We start from the raw sequence: 20,989 nt of genomic DNA on the forward strand, positions 1-20,989 counted from the left end.
TCCGACAGAACCGTTTCATTTTTGAACTATGGCGCTAATTATAACCCTAAATACAGTAAATATCAGGGAGCAGAAAAGCGTTGTGTACGTCAATACATCTTGCGCTTGCTGCAACAAATAATACTTCAAATATGATGTTCACTGTTCGTTATACAAAACAGGATAACATCATTATTTTAAGTAAATCTTGTATCGGTTTTTTAAAGAAAACTGATAACAAAAACACAAAAGCCCTACCAGAGGCAGGGCTTTAGATTCTAGCTTAGTTAAAGAATTAAGCTTCGATGCTAATAAACTTACGGTTATTAGGACCTTTAACTTCAAACTTTACTTTGCCGTCAGTTAATGCAAACAGAGTATGGTCACGACCAATACCTACGTTTACACCAGCGTGGAATTTAGTGCCACGTTGACGAACAATAATGTTACCAGCTAGAACTGATTCACCGCCAAAGCGCTTAACACCAAGACGTTTACTTTCTGAATCGCGGCCGTTACGAGTAGAACCGCCAGCTTTTTTATGTGCCATGAGTTAGACTCCTAAATTATGCGCTGATCGCAGTGATTTTAACTTCAGTGAACCACTGACGGTGGCCGGTTTTCTTTTCGTGATGCTTACGGCGATTAAACTTTTGAATAGTAATCTTTTCACCGCGACCGTGGCTAACCACTTGAGCAACAACTTTACCACCAGCAACTAGTGGAGCACCGATGTGAACGTTCTCACCGTCAGCAACCAATAGTACTTGGTCAAACTCAATAGTTTCACCAGTAGCAACTTCAATTTTTTCTAAACGAACTGTATGACCTTCAGCAACACGGTGTTGCTTTCCGCCACTTTGAAAAACAGCATACATAGCTATTTTACTCCAAATGACTAGCACACTAACTCGATCTTACGAGACTAGGTGCTAAAAAACTTTTAATGACAATGGGCGCGGATTCTACGCGAAGATTTTTAAACTGGCAAGGATTAATTCATCATCAAATGAAAAAGCCCTAACTACTGCACAATATTCATCTATATAAGCTGAACATTACCTAAACATTAAGTAACATCGCCACATAAAGAGGCTGCAGTACTATCAGAGTCGTAAATAAATCTTCTTGGATTATCTTTGCTGTATTTTGAAGTGATTTTACCTAAATCCATATAGAAAAGCACTGACTCTTTTGCCTTGAAGCACTTTAATTCATTAACTTGCTGCCAAGGGTTAGGTTAAAAAGAGCATTATATTGATAAAGTGCGTTAAATATTCATTTTTAGTCATAACAACTTTGAAAAACAGCTGCTTTCTCCTGTAAGATATGTACCCAAATGCGACCCTATTTAGAACGACGGACAACGTCTTCCACCAATAAACCAGAGAGTATTATGGATTTAACCGCCATTCGACAGTTGACAGACACGGACATGCAAGCCGTAGATCAACTTATTTATAAGCAACTCGAATCTGATGTTGCCCTAATTAACCAATTAGGGTTTTACATTATCAATGGTGGCGGAAAACGTCTAAGACCTTTGTTATCTATCCTCGCTGCACGTGCCATTGACTATAAAGGTCAACACCACGTCAAATTAGCTGCCATTATTGAATTTATTCACACCGCATCGTTACTTCATGATGATGTTGTTGATGAATCAACACTTCGCCGAGGCCGCGAAACAGCTAATGCATTATTTGGTAATAGTGCTAGCGTACTGGTAGGTGATTTTCTCTACACTCGCTCTTTTCAAATGATGACAGAACTTGAGAGCATGCAAGTGCTGAAAGTGTTAGCCGATACCACAAACGTGCTTGCAGAAGGTGAAGTTTTACAATTAATGAATTGTAACGACCCAGACACCACAGAAGAAATCTATATGCGGGTCATTTATTGCAAAACGGCAAAACTTTTTGAAGCGGCAACTCTTTTAGCCGCTGTACTCGCCAATGTGACTCCCGAATGGCAACAAGCACTTGGTGATTATGGTAAATTTTTGGGAACGGCATTCCAGTTAACGGATGATTTACTGGATTACACCGCAGATACTGACGAGTTAGGAAAGAACATAGGTGACGATTTAGCTGAAGGAAAACCAACCTTACCGTTAATTTATGCCATGGAGCATGGTAATGAGCAGGCTAAAAAACTGATTAAAACTGCAATTGAAAACGCAGACGGGACTCAGGCGATTGATGAAATCGTTGCCGCATTGCATGCTTGCGGCGCACTTGATTACACCCAACAAAAAGCTGAACAAGAAGCGCAAAAAGCCATTGACTCACTTTCTGTACTGCCGGACACTGACTACAAAAAAGCATTGATTTCATTAGCGCATTTATCGGTTAATCGTAAAAACTAACCAATAATTGCATAATAACTAAAAGCAGTCGCTAAGGTGGCTGCTTTTTTGTATCTTCCTAGTACTTGCCAAGCTATACCTGCCAATCAATTGGCGTGGTTCCATTTTTAATGAGCAATTCATTAATTTTAGAAAAGTGATGGCAGCCAAAAAAGCCTCGATATGCAGACAAAGGTGATGGATGAGGTCCTGACAAGACAGTATGCTGCTCAGCATTTATTAAACGCCCTTTCTTGATTGCATGACTCCCCCATAATACAAATACAATTGGTTTTTCTGAACGGTTTAACAAGTACAAAACATTATCTGTAAAGGTTTCCCATCCAGCTTTGGCGTGTGAATGCGCTAACGACTGCTCAACGGTTAGCACCGTATTTAACATTAATACTCCCTGCTCAGCCCATTTGGTTAAGTTGCCATGTGATGGCGTAACAAAATCATCTATATCTTGATTCAATTCTTTGTATATGTTGGCCAGCGACGGGGGGATTTTAACGCCTGTTTTAACAGAAAATGCCAACCCATGGGCTTGTCCCTCTCCGTGATAAGGATCTTGCCCGATGATCACCACGTTTACCTTGTCTATAGGGGTTAACTCAAAAGCACGAAAAATATCGCCTTTAGGAGGATAAATTATTTTACCTAAAGCATATTCCTGAGTTAAAAAATCATTTAACTCAACAAAATATGGCTGTTGCTGTTGATTTTGAATAAATGTCTGCCAATTTCCCAATCAAATTCCCCCTCGATAACTCATTGATAAATTGCTAATTATTTTCAGCTATTCTAATATAAAATCATTATAAAGATATTAACGGTAATTATAAAACTTATGCCCTTTTATCGTCTTAAACAAAATGGTTTTACCCTAATAGAATTAGTCGTAGTAATTATTATACTGGCAATTCTTGCCGTCATTGCTTTACCTAAATTTATCAACTTACAGCAGGATGCACATGTCTCCAATGTAAAAGGTACAGGTGGTGCATTCTCTTCAGGTATTGGCCTTGCGCATGTTAAGTGGGCTGCCATGGGAAATTCGGGCCCCGCTGACAATTTACAGATTTATGAAAACGCAGGTGTTAACGGTCAACTTGACATGAACTTATGGGGATATCCAGCACAAAATTATCCGCCATTCGAAAGCTCGCCTCGTCTTGATAATAGTGCCGACTGCATCTCGGTATGGACAACCATACTTCAAGATGCACCAAGTATCTCGACCAGCCCCAGCCCAGATACATCTGATTACAGAGCGACTTATATAAATCCTGATCAGTGTCGATATTTTTATAATCAACTCAACACACTTTCTATTTATTACGACTCTCGTAATGGGCAGGTCATCACAGATTCGGATCCTGATAGCTAAGTTTTAACTGAATTTTAACCCAAAACTCGGTACACTTAGCTTTTTTACTGATCATCTAAAGTGAGCATTATGTCTGAACAATCTGCACCTCAAGAAGCCCAAAGCGCAACGACAATTTATCAACTAGCCGATCAATTTATTGCATTAGCGAACCAGCTTGGTCAATCAGAAAATGATATTGGCAAAGTCGGCACAGCATTACGTTATGCTGCTGCACGCTATAATGCCTTTGAAGCGGCGATAAAATCATCTGATTTAGCGGCAGAAAAAGAAAATGCCTTGGCCTGGTTTTCGAATGAATTTAAAGAAATGCTCAATGAAAATTTAGACGACCACATTAAACATCCCCCAGTCAGTAACCCTGAGCAAGAACCAGTAAAAGATGACAGTGTTCAAGTATTCAAGAACTAGAATCATTTTATCTTTGAAACAAAAATGCCATCGTAATGATGGCTTTTTTGTTTCTTAAATCGACTCAACCAAAACTAACGCTAAAAAATAGTTATTATCACTCTGCAGGCCAATGCAATTAACACGACACCTGATAACCTGTCGATCCACAAGGCCTTTTCACGCAGTTTGGGTAATATAGCTGAATGGGATAACACAATAGCAATTAACGTATACCACAGCCCGTCTATAACTAAAGGGGTTAGTACAATTAACGTTTGCCCGGTTATATTTTCAGCAGCCAAAACAAACTGACTAAATAAAGCTAAAAAGAATAATAATATTTTTGGGTTGAATATTGAAATAGCTAGGCCATCTCGAGCTGCTGTCCATAAACTGGTTTTAGTGCCAGCTTGCAGTTTTTGCTGCATTCCACCTTTTGACCTCAAAGCTTGAATTCCTATCCAAGCAAGATATAAAGCGCCTACAAGCGCGATGCCATTAAATAATAATGGTGAGGCTTTCAGTACTACAGCTAAACCAAGTAATGTGACTAAGGCATAAACACCAATTCCAATAGAATGTGCCCAGGCACAAACAATACCGTGCAAGCGGCTACCACCAAGCGTGTGCCTCACAACCATAGCTAAACTCGGCCCTGGTGACATAGCTCCCAAACAACATATAGCCAGCAAACCTAGCCACGTAGTAAAACTCATACTTCCCCTTAGTTATTTTTCAATTTGTGAAAGTACAACAAACTCAATGCTGATTAATCAAAACATATTAAACAGCTATTTGTACCTTATATCAGTGAATTATTTACTTAAGAAAACTTACAACAGGTTCACTATTAACGCTTAACTTCGCATGATTATACCCAAGTTTAGCGTTTGATTTTCATCATATAAATACTCGCTTTTCATTTCGTTCATTCATCGATTAGTCACAATTGAGGTTAAAATAATAAATCACATTAACACCAAATTAAGTAAATCTTGATATGCTAACCACTCTATTTACTCAATAAGTATTATTATGTCCATTATCGCGTCTTTATTGCTCATTTTATTAATGCTGGCTATAGCGGGTTTATTGTTTGCAAAATACCAAGGTAAAGCGATCCCAATGGCTGTGATTGTAGTACTTGGAGGGTTAGCCATCTGCCTTGCGAGTATCATTGCCTTTGTCCATAGAGGCGAAAATTATAATGCGTATCAAAAACTGCATTGGCAACCATTAACGCCGGAAAAAATTGCTCCCTATGTAGAACAAGGGTACACAGTTTTTGTGGATATAACTGCTGATTGGTGTGTCCCTTGTCAAGCCAATAAAGCTAACGTTCTGCATCGAGAGCAAGTGGTGAATACACTATTGGCAGACAATATTGTGCTTATGCAAGGTAACTGGTCAGAAGCTGATAGTGTGATCGAACAATACATGGGTATTCAGGGCGCTGCGGGCACTCCGTATAATAAAGTCTATGGCCCAGCCTACCCCCAAGGTATCGAACTCCCTAGAGAGCTTGCTATCACTCATGTTTATCAAGCGCTAGCTATGATGAACAAATAATATCAATCTTTTCACCAGAGTTCATATTGAGTGCAATGTCGAATTTGATACTTTCTTTGCGCAACACTGCAGGCCAAAAGATTAAAGGTTTGTTCATTATTCATTGAATGAGTGAACCTTTAAAGCTCTGCCTACCATCCAAAAGGTGATTAAACGTCTCTTTTGCCACACCTAAAGTTACCTTGTAAAGTGACCTTGTTATCTGCCGTTAGAATTAACGCAACGGTAAAATTAGCTTTGATATTACTCCTCTACGCTTTGATCATGATATTTAACCTCAACTCGGGGAAATAAACGCCAACAAAACAGCAGATTGCCTTGCTAGCTGCGTTTCATTAACGTGCAATAGGCCAGCTATTGAGGTGTTAATGTGTCTTGATTCCAAAAATGAAAAGTTTGCTACAAAATTAGCTAAATCTATTGAATTCAGCTTATTTAGCCCATCTATTAAGCGAGTTGAGGTTTTTTACAGAACAATGAAATCTACTTTGATTGACCAAATTATTGTTTAACACTTGTCATCAGCAGCAATAAAAAAAGACTGCCTAAGCAGTCTTTTTATTCAAACATTGAGTGATTTCTAGAAACGGTAGTTTATTTTACCGTAGTAGTAGCCACCATTGTAATCAAATGGACCACTTTCATAGTAAACAGCACCTAACTCACCTAATGTACCATCTTTTAGCTTCTGCGCTTCTTGGTCGAATATATTATTCGCACCAACCGAGAAGGTTAAACTATCCATAACTGTGTAGCTCACTTCAAGGTCAAAGGTCACTGCTGAGTCAGCCATTTCAGAACCCCAATCAGAAGTGTCGTCAGCGTGGGTAGCATAATATTCACCGAAATAATTAGCACGTAAGTTCATGCTTAAATCATCCCAATTTTGACCCCATGTCAAAGTACCACGATGTGCAGGAATACCATCCTCTAAACGGCGTACTTTACCCGGGTCTGTCGTTTCTTCATTGAACTTATCAACGCTAGTATCAGTCCAGCCATATGCTAGGCTAAATTTAGTGTCACCTGCGAACAACTCAGTATCATAAGAACCTACAATATCCACACCTTGAGTTGTAGTATCAAAGTCATTGGTATAGTAAGTGACTGCAGAAATCAGTTCAGGGAACTCAACACCTGCAGCTCGTAGAGCATCGTAATCTTTAGCTTCTACTTCAATCCGACTTGATTGAGCAATGCGGCCTGTTACTTCAATATTATAATAATCAACGGTTAAGAAGAAATCACCACTTTGATAAACAGCACCTAAAGCATAGTTAATTGACTCTTCAGGCTTTAACACTTCGCCACCATAAAATGCCGCTAGCGGATCGGTAGGTGGAGCAATATATGATTGAATTAAATCGCCATTAACAATAGAGGTTTGAGTGTTAACGACGTTTTCTTGGCCAACAGTTGGCGCACGGAAACCGGTACTGTGTGATGCGCGAAACGCTAAATCATCGGTAGCTGAGAACTGCGCGGTGATTTTATAGTTCAGTGTATCGCCAAAGGTTGAGAAGTCCTCGTAACGAAGGGCTGCACCAAGCAACCATCTGTCACCTATATAAGCTTCAACATCGGTATAAACAGCAATATTGCTACGATCATTTTTTCCAGCGGACTCTGGCCCAAAACCTTTAAAACCGTGTGAGCCAATGTTGAATCCTTGCTCGGCATATGGACCCGCTACCCAAGAAGCTTCTTCACCTTGGGTAATTTCGAAAGATTCTTCGCGGTATTCAAAACCTGACGCAAAGTTAAGACCATCAAACACATCAAACAAGCGAGAAAAGTCTAAGTTAACAGTTGTTTCAACTTGCTCGTAGGCACCCGTTTCAAAATCTGTAGGCGTATCTAGACCCATAGAAGGGTTTAAAGAGTTACGTAAACTGAAGGTTGCTTTGTTCGAGCCAGTACCCGCACTGGCATCATAATCCCATTCTGCAATTTCACCTTTAACGCCGGCGAAGAAAGACATATCGTCAATCGTACCCGCAAATTGAGGAGTATACCCGCCAGGGCGAACTTGGTTCATAGAAAAACAGTTAGGATCTGCGACCATCGCTTTATAGGCATCGGTCTCTAAAACGTTACCATCAACCACTGTACCATCTGGTCTAGTTACTTTAGGGATTGGCACTTTAGAATTACAACTTGCGACTCCATTCGTAGCAAGACCCACATCACCCACTAAAAGGTTTTCGCCATCATCATTAGAGTAAACAAGCCCACGATTATGTGGATTACGGTAATAGAAACCACCAATCGCTTCGCGCGATGACACGTTACCAAACGCATATATGCTGTGTTTATCGTTAATATCGAATCCTGCGTTAATAAAGACAGTATAATCGTCTTTTAACTCAGGATTACCCCATACTTGCGCAGGGTCATTAACATAAGTATTACCTTGAGCAATTAAGTTTGCGGCATCGGGACGTTGTACGCTGCGACTTGTCGAATCTGCGGTTTTATATTGAGCACTTAAATTAATAAAGCCGTCATCCGTTAATGGTAAACCGATATTGCCATCAATCGTTGTAGCTGCGCCGTCGCCTTCATAATACTCGCCTTGGCTTACTGAAATTGAGCCACCTTCAGCACTGTCTTTTAAAACAAAGTTCATTACACCTGCAATAGCATCTGAGCCATATTGCGCAGCAGCCCCATCACGTAATACTTCAACTTGCTTTAACGCTGCACTTGGGATTACTGAAATATCGGGGCCCTGTGCACCATCGTTTACACCACCACCTTGGAAAGCAATAACCGATGCACGATGACGGCGCTTACCATTAACCAGTAATAAAGTACTGTCCGAAGGCAAGCCACGTAAGTTAACTGGACGCACTAATGTTGCGGCATCACTAATAGGTTGTGCACGGGAGTTAAAAGAAGGCACTGATGTCACCAACATGTCAATCATGTCAGTCGAACCATTTTTCTTTAAATCATCACTGCTAATAATATCAATCGGTACCGGTGACTCACCCACTGAACGGGGGGCTGAGCGAGAACCAATTACCGCAATTTTTTCTACTTTCTCACTCACGGCCTCTTCTTCAGCGGCAAAGGCTTGTGAGCTTAACAAAGTACCAGATAGCGCTATCGAAACGGCTAAGCTTAATGAGCTTTTACCGAATTTACTTTTATGATTAATTGTCATTATATGTTCTCAGTCATTATTATTTTGTTTAATGCTTGATGACTATTTCCAAACACATCCTGTGTGAGAAATCGTCTCTCCCAAAGATAAAATCATCATTACAGCTACATTTTTATAACAATACTCATACAAATGCTAATACTTATTGCTGATTTATAGACAGAATTAATAATTAACAAAGAACAAAACACAACTAAATAGCAAAGTAACTATATAAAATCAATAACTTAACAAAATCAAAAATAATTCAACAATTTGAGTTAATTTCAACAGCAAATGTGCGTATTAAAATATTTACATATAAGTGTTACCTTATATTTATTTAAATATGCTCAATAAATCAACTATATAGTTGTATTAGTACAGGATGCTTTACTGGTCATTTGGCGATGACTTAGCCTAAATTCAAAGCGGAACTAAACATCAATGAAACTCCACCCTAAATAGAGTAAATACTCTTAAATACAATGGCATACTTATCTCAATACAATCACACAAAACAGCAGTTTTCCATTGACCTGAAACCTAAAAACACACTAATCTAAACACTCGTTTGATTTCTTAACACCCAAGATAATTACAATATAAAAGGTGATCTTTATGGCTTACGATGCAGATTCAACACTTGACCTAAACAATTATTCCTCAATTGTTGATTTAATAGAAAAAAGTTGTGCCAAATACGGCAATAAGACTGCTTATGCTTGCCTGGGCAAAGACACCACATTTAATGAAATAGAAACACTGTCACGAGATTTTGCCGCTTATCTTCAAAACTGCACTGATCTTAAACTGGGTGATCGTGTCGCGATCCAGTTACCTAACATCACTCAATTTGTTATTGCGGCTTATGGCGTTATTCGTGCAGGTTTAGTGATCGTCAATACGAACCCCCTCTATACCGAGCGCGAGTTAATCCATCAATTTAATGATTCGGGAGCAAAGGCATTAGTCGTCCTATCAGATCTTTTACCGTCATTAGCCAAAGTGGTTAAATCCACACCGATTGAACATGTTATTTCTACCCATGCTTTAGACCTAATTTCACCACAAGTGCAACCTAAGACGGCGATGAACAATGTAGAGTTCAATACTGTACTGAAGTTAGGTAAACAGCACACCTATGTACCTGTAAAACCAAACCATGAAGATTTAATAGCACTGCAATACACGGGGGGCACGACCGGGTTATCCAAAGGCGCTATGCTAACGCACCGTAATTTGTTGGCGAACTCAGGCCAGGTGAAATCAAGAATTGCGAGTACAATGACAGAGGGGCAGGATATCTTTGTCGCGCCATTACCGATTTATCATATTTATGCATTTATGGTGAATCTTGTATTGTATTTTGAATCTGGCGGTTGCTCGGTATTAATCCCTAATCCACGTGATGTTGGCGGTTTAATCAACACGATGAAGTCTTATCCATTTACTGGATTTGCGGGGCTAAATACGCTCTTCATAGGTTTGTGTCACCAACCAGAATTTAAAGCACTCGATTTTAGCAAAATGACGATTACAATCTCCGGCGGCACCGCATTGACAAGTGCGGCGGCCAATTTATGGCAACAAACCACGGGTTGTATGATTTCTGAAGGTTATGGCTTATCTGAAACCTCTCCCGTAGTGAGCTTAAATGCTCCGGGCCACCAGCGTCTTGGCACCATTGGCAAACCCGTGTTAGACACTAAAGTTAAAATCTTAGATATGGATGATAACGAAGTCGCTACGGGCACTGCTGGAGAACTGGCAGTCAGTGGCCCTCAAGTCATGTCTGGTTATTGGAATAAACCTGAAGAAACAGCCAAGGTTATGACGAAAGACGGTTATTTCAAAACTGGCGATATTGCGATAGCCTCTGAAGATGGTTACCACTCGATTGTCGATCGTAAAAAAGACATGATCATTGTTTCTGGATTTAACGTTTATCCCAATGAAGTGGAAGATGTGCTTTCAGGGCATGAACTGATTATGGAATGTGCCGTGGTAGGTGTGGCTGATGATCATTCTGGAGAAGCGGTAAAAGCCGTTATTGTACTTAAAGATCCAGACCAAGATCAGGATGCTGCAAAGTCAGCTATTAACACGTATTGCCGTACCCAGCTTACCGCTTATAAAGTACCGCGAATTATTGAGTTCACTCAGCAGTTACCCAAAAGCACCGTTGGAAAAATTCTTCGAAGAGAGCTAAGAAAATAGCCGTTCGGTTTATCTGGTTTAGGGATAATCACACTTCAATAATAGGCTGATGAAACGCCTACCCCGTCACTCAAACCCATAAAAAAAGATGCTTCTGCATCTTTTTTTATGGGTCACTTACCTAGGGCCTGGCTAATTAGGTTTCAGGCTGTTCTGACAATAATTGTAAATTAGCAAACTCGCGATACAGCTCATTCGATTGCATAAGTTGATTGTGGGTCCCCGCTGCAACTAACTGACCTTTATCTAACACTAAAATACGATCAACGTTAATTACAGTGGCTAACCTGTGAGCAATAATCAATGTAGTACGCCCCTGCATTAATGTCTCTAACGCTTGCTTTACCTTCACTTCACTCACCGCATCAAGCGCACTTGTGGCTTCATCTAACAATAAAACCGGTCTATCCGCCAAAATAGCTCTGGCAATCGCAATTCGTTGCTTTTGCCCTCCAGATAAACGCACACCTCGCTCACCTAAATAGGTTTCGTAGCCCTGTGGAAAATCAACAATAAACTCATCAGCTTTGGCCGCAATACAGGCCAGCTTGACTTCCTCGGCTGTCGCATCAATTCGTCCATAACGGACATTTTCAAACACACTCGCAGCGAAAATTACCGACTCTTGAGGAACTAAAGCATATTGCTGACGCAATTGTGATAAAGACAAATTGGCAATATCAATCCCATCTAATGATATTAACCCCGACTTAGGTTGATAAAAGCGTAATAGCAACTCAAATAAGGTGCTTTTTCCTGCACCACTAGGGCCGACTAAAGCCACTCGTTCACCGGCTTTAATCTCCACATTTAAATGATTTATCACTACATTATTGGGTTCTGATGGGTAAGCGAACACTAACTCAGATAGAGATAATGCACCATGTGTTTTACCCATTAACTGCTGCGGTTGTGCCAACTCAATTATATCTTTAGGTACCTGACTTAATTCAATCAAACGCTCGGTGGCGCCTGATGCCCGTTGAATTTCACTGAACACTTCACTAATTGTTGCCACAGCGCCTGCCACCATTACGGCATAAAACATAAAAGCAGAAAGCTCACCTGCTGAGATGTTTCCTAACATGACATCTTGCGCGCCAACCCATGTTACAAAAGCAATCGCCGAAATGCTTAACAGCATCACTGTTGAAATTAGCAATGCGCGATACTTTATTCGCCCTTTAGCCACACTCATGACTGCCTCAACCCGAGTAGCAAAAGCCACGTTATCTTCAGCTTCATGGGTATAGGCTTGTACTGTATGTATTTCATGAAGCGTTTCATCAATATAAGCACCAAGATCGCCAACCTTATCTTGGCTCTCTCGTGAAAAACGCCTCACCTTATTACCAAAAAAAGCCACAGGCCCTAATACTAGCGGCACCGCCAACAATACTAATCCGGTCAGTTTTACCGAGGTAAACCCCATCATGATAATACCGCCCAACACGGTAACAGACGAACGTAATGCCATTGATAAACTTGAGCCAACAACACTTTGAAGCAAGGTACTGTCTGCCGTAAAACGAGAAATAACCTCACCCGTACGTTGGGATGCAAAAAATGACGGTGATAACGTAAGCAAGTGTGAATAGACTTTTAATCGAATATCGGCGCTAACCCGTTCGCCCAACCAAGTCATCAAATAAAATCGACAAAATACTGCCGATGCACTGACGATAGTGATAGCAACAATGAGTAAAATAATTTCATTTAAGCGGGCGGCATTATCGGCAATAAATCCCTCATCAACCATCAACTTTACCCCTTGTCCCAGCGACAACCAAGCAAGCGACCCGATAAACAAAAACACAACAGCTGCGAAGACCTTCACTTTATAAGGGCGCAGGAAACTCATAATCCAAGGGAGAACGCGATAGGATGAAGTGTGCGACGAAGCGTCAACCGACTGTGCCTTCGTGGTGATAAGAGTCAATTTAATAATCCGCTAAAAACTAAGTTAACCAGATAGTAACAACAAAACACCTTATTGTGGATGTATTATCAATAGCCCTCATTGAGTAAAGCTATGCAACCGCTGCTTATTGAATTAACGACCAAATAATGTGTTTGTTAACCTGGCAAGTTCTTATCGATTGCTTTTAACGAGCGTAAAAATATCCCTAAACCGCCCACACTCAAGACTAAAATAACGATCAAGTCGAATGCACTCATATGAGTAAACCGAAAATTAATTGAGCTTATAACGCCAAAAACAAGCCCAACTAAAGAGCCAAAAGTAAGAATCCAACCAAAAATATTTTTCGCATTATAAAACATCAGCCCAATACCAAACATAAACGGGATCATAATCATCCCACTTGTTAGGTTCATGCCGCCAACACTATAAAGGCTATGACTAAAACCAAATGAACTAGTGACCTTTATCGCTTTTAACAGCATATAAAAACCACCACACATCATAACCAAACCAATAAAAAATGATCCTATTCCACCTGAAGTTCCACCAGCACCTTTCATATCAATCCTTTGTTTAATCTGTATTAATCTGTTTATCTTACGCACAATTTACATAGACTAGCAAATAGTCATATCAGTATCCGTTGATTATCAGTTTTACATCTAAGCCTATTTTATTAATGGCTAACCTCTGTAAGCACACGCCCCATTGCAAGGCTTGGTTGCATGAGGTTTGCCTTATGACACAATATTAGAAAAGTAACCTCACTATCCATTCGCTGCCAAGAATATCGTAATCAGCTTAAGATATTTTGGCGTAAACAATAAAGTAGGCTCGTAGCTTGAATAAAATGAGCGCTAGCATTTAACCGCGAAAATACGCTTAACTAACTAGGTTAACTTGAAACTTAACTGTCAGCATATCACTTTAAGATGGCATTAATTGATTTCAATCTTACGCTTGAACTGAGATAATTAGCGGCTTTAATGCTATAAACTTCTGGGTAAATTTATGACTGCTAGCCAATTCTCCTGCCAAGGTATCGTACTTTCACTATTTCGTTACCCTAAACAGCAAGAATCTAATCTGCAGGCATGGGATGCTGGCGACGAGCACCTTGTGAAACATCTGCTTGAGCAGCAGCTAGAACCTGTCAATACTGCGATTATTAATGACAGCTTCGGTGCCCTTCAGTGTGCATTAACTGCAATCAATCCAAATTGGCCGTTAATGGTTGAAACAGACGCAAAAACCAGTTTGTTAGGTGCGCAACAAAACTTACTCGCTAACCAACTCAGTAATGCCCATATCAACAACTTTAATAGCCGAGAATTACTGCCGAGCAATATTCAACTGGTGTTAATGAAGTTACCTAAAAACTTAAGTTACTTCGCCCATCAATTACAGCGCCTGTCACATGTATTGCCAAAGGGCGTACAAGTGTTAATTAGCGCTAAAGCCAAATCAATTAACAAAACAATTATTGAGTTGATTACCAAAAATTTAGGGCCAGCGTCTGCAAGTTTAACCTGGAAGAAAACGCGTATTATTACCTGTATTAGTGATGGGTTTGAGCGTGAATTACCTAAAAAGGTAAGCTGGAATGTAGATGAGTTAAACTTAACGATTGAAAACCTTACTAACGTGTTTGCGGCTAACAAGCTCGATATTGGCGCGCGATTTATGTTAGATAATATGCCAAAAGGTGAATACCGTAATATCGTTGATTTAGGCTGTGGTAATGGCATTTTGGGTTTACGTGCTGCGCAGTTACACCCTAATGCAACTATCCACTTTGTTGATGACTCAGAAATGGCGGTAGAATCAAGTCGGATTAACTATCATGCAAATCAACTTCAAGCAAAAGCTGAGTTTCACTGGGATGATTGCTTAACCAATCTTGGTGATGATACTCCCGACCTAGTGTTGTGCAATCCTCCTTTCCATCAAGGTGAAGCCATAACAGATCATATTGCCTGGCAGATGTTCTTAGATGCATATCGCAAACTGTCAACAGGCGGCGTGTTACACATAGTAGGTAATCGCCATTTAGCCTATCACGTTAAAATAAAACGTATTTTTAAAAATTGCACCACTATAGCATCAAACGATAAGTTCGTTATTTTGCAGGCTATTAAGCAATAAGCGACCGAGTAATTCACTCTTTCGCCTGTAAACGCTATCCCTGTTGCTCTCTATCAGCAGGTTCATTTTCAAGTGAGCGAGCAGTTTGCGGCGGTGAAAACAACAGCTTAACTTTTTGCCTTCCACTTAATTTAGGATCTTTAAGGTCAGTCAGTAAATCTCGCCATTCTGCGAATGTTACTGTGATAGGGTTCAGGCTATTAACAGGTTTAGTGATGCCATATTCAACCGTGGCAACTTCTGGCTCAAATGTGCCAAATATCTTATCCCAAATGATTAACACACCAGCGTAATTTTTATCAATATACTGCGGATTACGCCCATGGTGCACCCTATGATGAGACGGGGTATTAAAAATGTACTCAATAACACCTAATGACTTAACGGCTTGAGTATGCACAAAAAATTGCAAACCTAAATTAAGCAATACCGCAAACACAACCCAGTTAGGGTCGAAGCCTATAATGACAAGTGGCAACCAAAATAGCCACATACCCGCTAATGGATACATTAGACTTTGTCTAAACGCAGTGCTGAAATTCATGGTTTCTGAGCTGTGATGCACAACATGTGCTGCCCACATCCAGCGAATGCGATGACTTGCACGGTGAAACCAGTAATAACAAAAATCTTGTGCTATTAGCAAAACGATAAAACTCACCAATGTCATTTGTATATCAAACAAGCGCCAATCAAACAGCCACAAATACAGCTTGGCAATCAATAATCCGCTAAGCAGGTCGGCAAGTTGATGCATTGCCGCAAGTGCAAAGTTACACATTACTTCAACGCCATGGTATTGCGCGCTGGCAGGTAAACGATTTCGAACAAGCCATTCAAGCAAAATACACACAAAAAATAGCGGAGCAAGCACTAACAACAGCACTTCAGGGTGAGATATCAGCCAATCAAAATTCATTTAGTGTTCCGTTCATCATCCGTAAAGTAAAACTTCATTACCATTTTGCAAAATGGTCTTCCGCTAATCCGAGTTGATTATGCAATTGATATCTTTTACCGTTATTATCAGTCAACACACCGCTGTAATACCCGATATATTGGCGGAAGTTATTTTTTATAAATCCAAGGTTTAATTTTTCTTTACGGCAATTAAGTGATCTAAAGGTTAAATCAACTTGGCCATCATTTGTGGTTATTTGCCAAAAATCATCACTAATATGACGATTAAACATAAAGTTAGCAGCCCCTAAAAAATGCCGTTGACCATTCACCCACATCACATTTTCAGTATTTCCAGTTTCATTTACACCTGCCGCTAAGTTTAATCCTATAGTACCTTGCGGCGTCATAGCGCTTATCGAAGCCCAGCGCCAGGCCGTTTTCGCCCGCATATAACCTGCTGAAAAATCATAACTTGCCAAAGCATGTTGTAATGGTTGTGGCTCACTAAAAATGGTCAGCTCACCAGCAACTGTTAGTGCATTGTGTTTTTGGGTATAGGTCCAGCCGTTATAACCCGTTGGAGTTGATAAGCTCAGCGGTAAACTCAATGGCGGAGCAGACAAGGTCAGTTTGGCTTGAATATTAGTTAGCATAATATTGACGTGCCAATGACCCTCTTTAATTTCAAACTGGAAATGATGCAGCTTACTGCCAACCCTAGCTATCCCATTTTGAGGCGATGCACTTAACCGGCAACCTAAGCCAAATGGTCTTAACCACTCAGACTGCACTAAACGATTCGATTTAATGTCATAAAGATAACAAAAGCTCGACGCAGCATAACGAATATCCGCGATTGCCAAGCCTAAAATATACCGTTGAGTAACAATACTCACAAATTGAAACTGTTTAAAATCAAAATGCTTTGCCATTACCGATGCAGGTTTGTCCATTTCGTTATGGTACTTAAACGCCTTTACATTGAGATTTTCAACGCTGCCATCAAATAAACCAAAAGTAGGTTGGCCATCAGGGCCGATTAAATTTGCTGGAGCCAGTTGCGGTTGCACAAGCTGCATAATACATCCATACCATTAACATCATTATTGCTGTTAACTTGACCTGAACAATGCCGATTGTCAATCAACATAAAGCCAACCCAAGACAATTCCAACCCTGTTAAAAAGCAAGATTTCTGGTATCCTTTACGCATCTGTATTTGTTAACACAATGATTTTTAAACTCACCATGAAAAAAATAATTCTAACTGTATTGAGCATTCTGCTATTAAGCGCTTGTGCCAGCAACGAGCCCACTCACATTGCATTAAATCCCACTCTGGGCGCAGTAAGTTTGCATACCAACAATGACACGGCTATCAGTTTTGAAATGGTTGATACTCGCTCAAAAAACTTTATTGTTCAATTTGATCAAGCGCCAAAGCCACCTAGATTAGTCAGTGCCAGTGAACCTGTTCGAGTGCAACTTGATGCTTTGTTTCGTGCTGGCATGCGAAAAGCGGGTTATGTAATAGATCCCGCGGCAAGTAAGCAAGTGCAATTCCAGCTGGAATATTTACTGACAGATGTAACGGATAACACGATGAATTACGAGGCTAAAACGCGTCTGGTTATTAATGTGAAGGCGACTAATTTACGTCAAGAATTTACCAAAAGCTTTAGTGGAAATGGCTATCTCAAAGGTGCATTTAGTCCTGACTTCGCCACACTCGAATTAGACATTAACAAATTAATCGATAAATTAACCACAGAAATTCTAAATGATGATGAACTGCATCAGTTCTTAAATAATTAACGGATAAACATTCAATAGATAAACGCTGACATCACATATAAGAAAAGGAATACCCATGTTTGCTAGATTAAATGCCATTATCGCAGTTGTCGTAATTGTGCTTATCAGCATGAGTCATGCTCAAGCCGCCGTTGATATTCAACCCGATACGCTTTATCCCAAAGTCGCATTTGACACCTCTATGGGTAAAATTGTTGTAGAACTAGACCGTACTAGAGCTCCCAGAACAGTGGATAACTTTCTGACTTATGTGGTAAAAGGTGAGTATAACAACACCATTTTTCACCGCGTGATTGCTGAGTTTGTCGTACAAGGTGGTGGATTAACGCCTGCATTAGCAGAGCTTCCTTCCACTGATCCTGTTGTTAATGAGTCTGGAAATGGTTTATCTAATGGATTAGGTACAATTGCGATGGCACGCGATAACGACCCGCACTCAGCCACTCGTCAATTTTATTTCAATGTTGGTGACAATAAAAAACTGGATCCGTCAAAACGTCGCTGGGGATATGCGGTATTTGGTGAGGTAGTGGAAGGAATGGATGTATTAGAAGCCATATCTTTAGTACCAACGGCGCATAATAAAACCTTAAACTGGCCTGATGTTCCTGTTAATCAGGTTATTTTAAATAAAGCGACATTGTTAGCACGTTAAATCATTAGCTCGATAGTCATTATTTCACTAAAATTGATCCGCTTTATGTCACTCGATAGCGCATTCCTATTCCGAAAAATGCGCTATCGACAAAAACCTTACTTTCTTTATTGTTATTTTTATTGCTATCACCGCTTTAAATCTATTTTCCATCTGTAACCTATTAAATTAATTCGTTAATCTACTTAATTTTAACAAAGATTAATTTTTCAGTCCTTGCTTATCGATTTACACTTTTACGTCTATACTCTAAAGGTAGTTTACATGCTGTTTCCTACACGCATTCATTTCAAGGACGTTCATATGACAGCTAACGATTTTATTGAAACTAAAGCACCACAACTGGCTTTTTACGGTAAAGCCTTCTTAGATAACCAACTAGAATATAAAGAAATTCAACTTTACATGTGGGATGTTCTTGAAGAGTGGCAACACTTAACAGAGATTTCCCCTGCGATGGAATGCCCACAAACTGACACTGAAACCGTATTTTGGTATTTATTACATTGCTTCGACAAATGGCCTGATTGGGCACTTCGTGGTAATCAATTGCTACGCAGCCAAGTGGATGAATGTTGCGATTACATCAATATTGGCGGTACGTTTCCACAAAGTTGTGTCGGTATTCGGCCCTAGCCATTTGGGTTCGGTTATAATAACAACACACCACTTTTGATACTCACTCTCAACAACGAGCCATTGATTTAAGCTAAATTAATAATCAATGGCTTGAACCATTCAATCACACCCCGTAAGCTAGCCCTATTGCCTCTTTAGCCTTGAATTCATGTCGGATATATTAAGTCGTTGTCGTGACCTAGTTGCTGTTTATTATCATAAACGGGTACTTATTTTATTATTGCTTGGCTTTTCAGCGGGCTTACCGTTAATGCTGGTTTTTTCAACCTTAAGCTTTTGGTTAAGAGAGGCTGGTGTTGATAGGGCTGCCATTGGCTACTTTAGCTGGATAGCACTAACATATGCCTTCAAATGGGCTTGGTCGCCGTTAGTTGATCGCATGTCGTTACCCATATTCACGGCTTTTTTTGGCAGGCGTCGAGGATGGATGATCTTCGCCCAACTGTGCTTAATTGGCTCGATCATAGGCATGTCGATGAGTGATCCTTTAGAGGATCTAGAACGACTTGCCCTTTGTGCCCTGCTATTAGCTTTTGCTTCTGCTACCCAAGATATTGTTATTGATGCATTTAGAATCGAGTCAGCCCCAGAAAAAATGCAAGCTGCATTGGCAGCCGCTTATCAGGTTGGTTATCGCAGTGCCATGATCGTCGCCACCGCAGGCGCACTAACTATTGCTGCTTGGGTATCGCCAGATAATCAAGGATACAATCTTGAATCTTGGCAAACTGCGTATTTGATCATGGCGTTGTTAATGGGAGTCGGTCTGATAACAACATTGTTTGCCAAAGAGCCGCTTGTTGATACTAAAGAAGCCGATGAAGAAGAGCGCTTGCTACAATTGCACTTTTCTGAGCGTTATCCTGATAAAGTCGCTAAGGCTTTTGCATGGTTTTACAGTGCCAGTGTGTTGCCATTCAGTGACTTTTTTAGGCGTTATGGCAAAACCGCCATTTTGATATTGTTACTGATCTCCTGCTACCGAATCTCCGATATTGTCATGGGCGTTATGGCCAATGTGTTTTATGTGGATATGGGTTTTAGCAAAGAAGAAATCGCTTTTTTAAGCAAAGTATACGGTTTAATCATGACCTTGCTCGGAGCGGGTGCGGGTGGCATTTTAGTAATGAAATACGGCACGATGCGGATTCTATTTTTAGGAGCCTTGTTAGTTGCGTTAACCAATTTATTGTTTGCGTGGCAAGCCCACATTGGTTACAACGTATCATTTTTGACCTTTGCTATTTCGGTCGACAATTTTAGTGCCGGCATTGCAACTGCAGCCTTTATTGCCTATTTATCAAAATTAACCAGCAGCGGTTATAGCGCAACTCAATATGCGTTATTGTCGTCAATTATGATTTTATTCCCCAAATTTATTGCTGGGTTTTCAGGGGAGTACGTTAATGCATTTGGTTATGTAAACTTTTTTATCGCAGCCAGTTTTATCGGCTTTCCGGTATTGTTATTGATAAGCTTACTTAATAGAGCCAACATCATAGAAGAACAACGCATTGAAGCTAAAGCTAAAACTGAAGCAGAAAATGAAGCTGAAAATGAGCAGAAGTCAGATAAGAAATAATACGGTGTAAACGCCACAATTTTAGTGAAATTTATGACTCGGCTTTATGAAGATACAATCTAACGTGAATCCGCTATTGGCAAGCGAAAAGCTGACTTAATGATTATAAAGCAGCCTTTTATTATTGAACGCTAGAACATAAAAACCGACACATTAATGGTCGGTTTTTTTGTTTAACGCACAGGTTAGGGTCTATTGACCTTTCAAGCTCGTTTTGACAGCAAATTATTGACCATTTATACAAGGCTGAGGCTTTGCAATGCAATTATTCTTCTTG

Annotated in this window: 19 protein-coding genes; 10 read left to right on the plus strand and 9 right to left on the minus strand. The window is 40.1% G+C overall.

Annotated features, from left to right (window positions below; genetic code table 11):
• Nucleotides 1–274: 274 nt before the first annotated feature.
• On the minus strand, nt 275–529 hold the full coding sequence (gene rpmA, locus ORI98_RS07065; protein WP_007650346.1) for a 50S ribosomal protein L27: 255 nt from the start codon (nt 527–529) through the stop codon (nt 275–277).
• A gap of 16 nt (nt 530–545) precedes the next feature.
• The gene (gene rplU, locus ORI98_RS07070; RefSeq protein WP_188840520.1) at nt 546–857 is read right to left on the minus strand and encodes a 50S ribosomal protein L21; all 312 of its coding nucleotides are present in this window, start codon (nt 855–857) and stop codon (nt 546–548) included.
• A gap of 518 nt (nt 858–1,375) precedes the next feature.
• Between rplU and ispB the strand changes: the two genes are divergently transcribed.
• Nucleotides 1,376–2,347, plus strand: a complete 972-nt coding sequence (gene ispB, locus ORI98_RS07075; protein ID WP_306134754.1) for an octaprenyl diphosphate synthase — start codon at nt 1,376–1,378, stop codon at nt 2,345–2,347.
• A 73-nt stretch (nt 2,348–2,420) separates the two neighbouring features.
• Here ispB and ung read toward each other — a convergent pair whose 3' ends face one another.
• Nucleotides 2,421–3,080 (minus strand): uracil-DNA glycosylase, encoded by a 660-nt coding sequence (gene ung, locus ORI98_RS07080; RefSeq protein ID WP_261297374.1) that lies wholly within the window; start codon nt 3,078–3,080, stop codon nt 2,421–2,423.
• 99 nt (nt 3,081–3,179) lie between these two features.
• Between ung and ORI98_RS07085 the strand changes: the two genes are divergently transcribed.
• Together ORI98_RS07085 and ORI98_RS07090 are read left to right on the plus strand one after the other, a co-directional pair.
• Nucleotides 3,180–3,719 (plus strand): prepilin-type N-terminal cleavage/methylation domain-containing protein, encoded by a 540-nt coding sequence (locus ORI98_RS07085; RefSeq protein ID WP_306134755.1) that lies wholly within the window; start codon nt 3,180–3,182, stop codon nt 3,717–3,719.
• 69 nt (nt 3,720–3,788) lie between these two features.
• The gene (locus ORI98_RS07090) at nt 3,789–4,130 is read left to right on the plus strand and encodes a DUF3144 domain-containing protein (protein WP_261297376.1); all 342 of its coding nucleotides are present in this window, start codon (nt 3,789–3,791) and stop codon (nt 4,128–4,130) included.
• An 80-nt stretch (nt 4,131–4,210) separates the two neighbouring features.
• On the opposite strand, the gene ORI98_RS07095 is transcribed toward ORI98_RS07090, so the two are convergent.
• Entirely contained in the window at nt 4,211–4,828 is a 618-nt protein-coding gene (locus tag ORI98_RS07095) for a LysE family translocator (RefSeq protein WP_261297377.1), read from the minus strand.
• Nucleotides 4,829–5,147: 319 nt separating this feature from the next.
• Here ORI98_RS07095 and ORI98_RS07100 point away from each other — a divergent pair, with 319 nt between their 5' ends.
• Nucleotides 5,148–5,681, plus strand: coding sequence for a thioredoxin family protein (locus ORI98_RS07100; protein ID WP_306134756.1), 534 nt, complete (start codon nt 5,148–5,150; stop codon nt 5,679–5,681).
• 580 nt (nt 5,682–6,261) lie between these two features.
• Here ORI98_RS07100 and ORI98_RS07105 read toward each other — a convergent pair.
• Complete coding sequence (locus tag ORI98_RS07105; protein ID WP_306134757.1) at nt 6,262–8,850, minus strand: TonB-dependent siderophore receptor; 2,589 nt, start codon at nt 8,848–8,850, stop codon at nt 6,262–6,264.
• A 600-nt stretch (nt 8,851–9,450) separates the two neighbouring features.
• On the opposite strand from ORI98_RS07105, the gene ORI98_RS07110 reads away from it, so the two are divergent.
• The gene (locus ORI98_RS07110) at nt 9,451–11,049 is read left to right on the plus strand and encodes an AMP-binding protein (RefSeq protein ID WP_306134758.1); all 1,599 of its coding nucleotides are present in this window, start codon (nt 9,451–9,453) and stop codon (nt 11,047–11,049) included.
• Nucleotides 11,050–11,185: 136 nt separating this feature from the next.
• Here ORI98_RS07110 and ORI98_RS07115 read toward each other — a convergent pair whose 3' ends face one another.
• Both ORI98_RS07115 and ORI98_RS07120 read right to left on the minus strand, forming a co-directional pair.
• On the minus strand, nt 11,186–12,910 hold the full coding sequence (locus ORI98_RS07115) for an ABC transporter transmembrane domain-containing protein (protein WP_371931130.1): 1,725 nt from the start codon (nt 12,908–12,910) through the stop codon (nt 11,186–11,188).
• 215 nt (nt 12,911–13,125) lie between these two features.
• Complete coding sequence (locus ORI98_RS07120) at nt 13,126–13,533, minus strand: hypothetical protein (protein WP_306134759.1); 408 nt, start codon at nt 13,531–13,533, stop codon at nt 13,126–13,128.
• Nucleotides 13,534–13,984: 451 nt separating this feature from the next.
• On the opposite strand from ORI98_RS07120, the gene ORI98_RS07125 reads away from it, so the two are divergent.
• The gene (locus ORI98_RS07125; protein ID WP_306134760.1) at nt 13,985–15,118 is read left to right on the plus strand and encodes a methyltransferase; all 1,134 of its coding nucleotides are present in this window, start codon (nt 13,985–13,987) and stop codon (nt 15,116–15,118) included.
• A 34-nt stretch (nt 15,119–15,152) separates the two neighbouring features.
• Here the strand turns inward: ORI98_RS07125 and ORI98_RS07130 are convergent, their stop codons facing one another.
• Both ORI98_RS07130 and ORI98_RS07135 read right to left on the minus strand, forming a co-directional pair.
• Nucleotides 15,153–16,037: a sterol desaturase family protein gene (locus tag ORI98_RS07130; RefSeq protein ID WP_306134761.1), complete on the minus strand. Its 885-nt coding sequence runs from the start codon at nt 16,035–16,037 to the stop codon at nt 15,153–15,155.
• A gap of 37 nt (nt 16,038–16,074) precedes the next feature.
• Nucleotides 16,075–17,100 carry a DUF2804 domain-containing protein gene (locus ORI98_RS07135; protein ID WP_306134762.1) on the minus strand — a complete coding sequence of 342 codons (1,026 nt, stop codon included), beginning with the start codon at nt 17,098–17,100 and terminating at the stop codon, nt 16,075–16,077.
• Nucleotides 17,101–17,269: 169 nt separating this feature from the next.
• Here ORI98_RS07135 and ORI98_RS07140 point away from each other — a divergent pair, with 169 nt between their 5' ends.
• The 4 genes from ORI98_RS07140 (at nt 17,270) to ORI98_RS07155 (ending at nt 20,712) form a co-directional block, all read left to right on the plus strand.
• Nucleotides 17,270–17,836 carry a YajG family lipoprotein gene (locus ORI98_RS07140; protein WP_306134763.1) on the plus strand — a complete coding sequence of 189 codons (567 nt, stop codon included), beginning with the start codon at nt 17,270–17,272 and terminating at the stop codon, nt 17,834–17,836.
• 109 nt (nt 17,837–17,945) lie between these two features.
• Entirely contained in the window at nt 17,946–18,491 is a 546-nt protein-coding gene (locus ORI98_RS07145) for a peptidylprolyl isomerase (RefSeq protein WP_371931131.1), read from the plus strand.
• A 303-nt stretch (nt 18,492–18,794) separates the two neighbouring features.
• The gene (locus ORI98_RS07150; RefSeq protein WP_306134765.1) at nt 18,795–19,127 is read left to right on the plus strand and encodes a hypothetical protein; all 333 of its coding nucleotides are present in this window, start codon (nt 18,795–18,797) and stop codon (nt 19,125–19,127) included.
• A gap of 151 nt (nt 19,128–19,278) precedes the next feature.
• Entirely contained in the window at nt 19,279–20,712 is a 1,434-nt protein-coding gene (locus ORI98_RS07155; RefSeq protein ID WP_306134766.1) for an MFS transporter, read from the plus strand.
• Nucleotides 20,713–20,989 lie beyond the last annotated feature (277 nt).

The organism is Shewanella sp. ULN5 (assembly GCF_030731885.1).
GTDB classification, from domain to species: Bacteria; Pseudomonadota; Gammaproteobacteria; order Enterobacterales; family Shewanellaceae; genus Shewanella; species Shewanella holmiensis.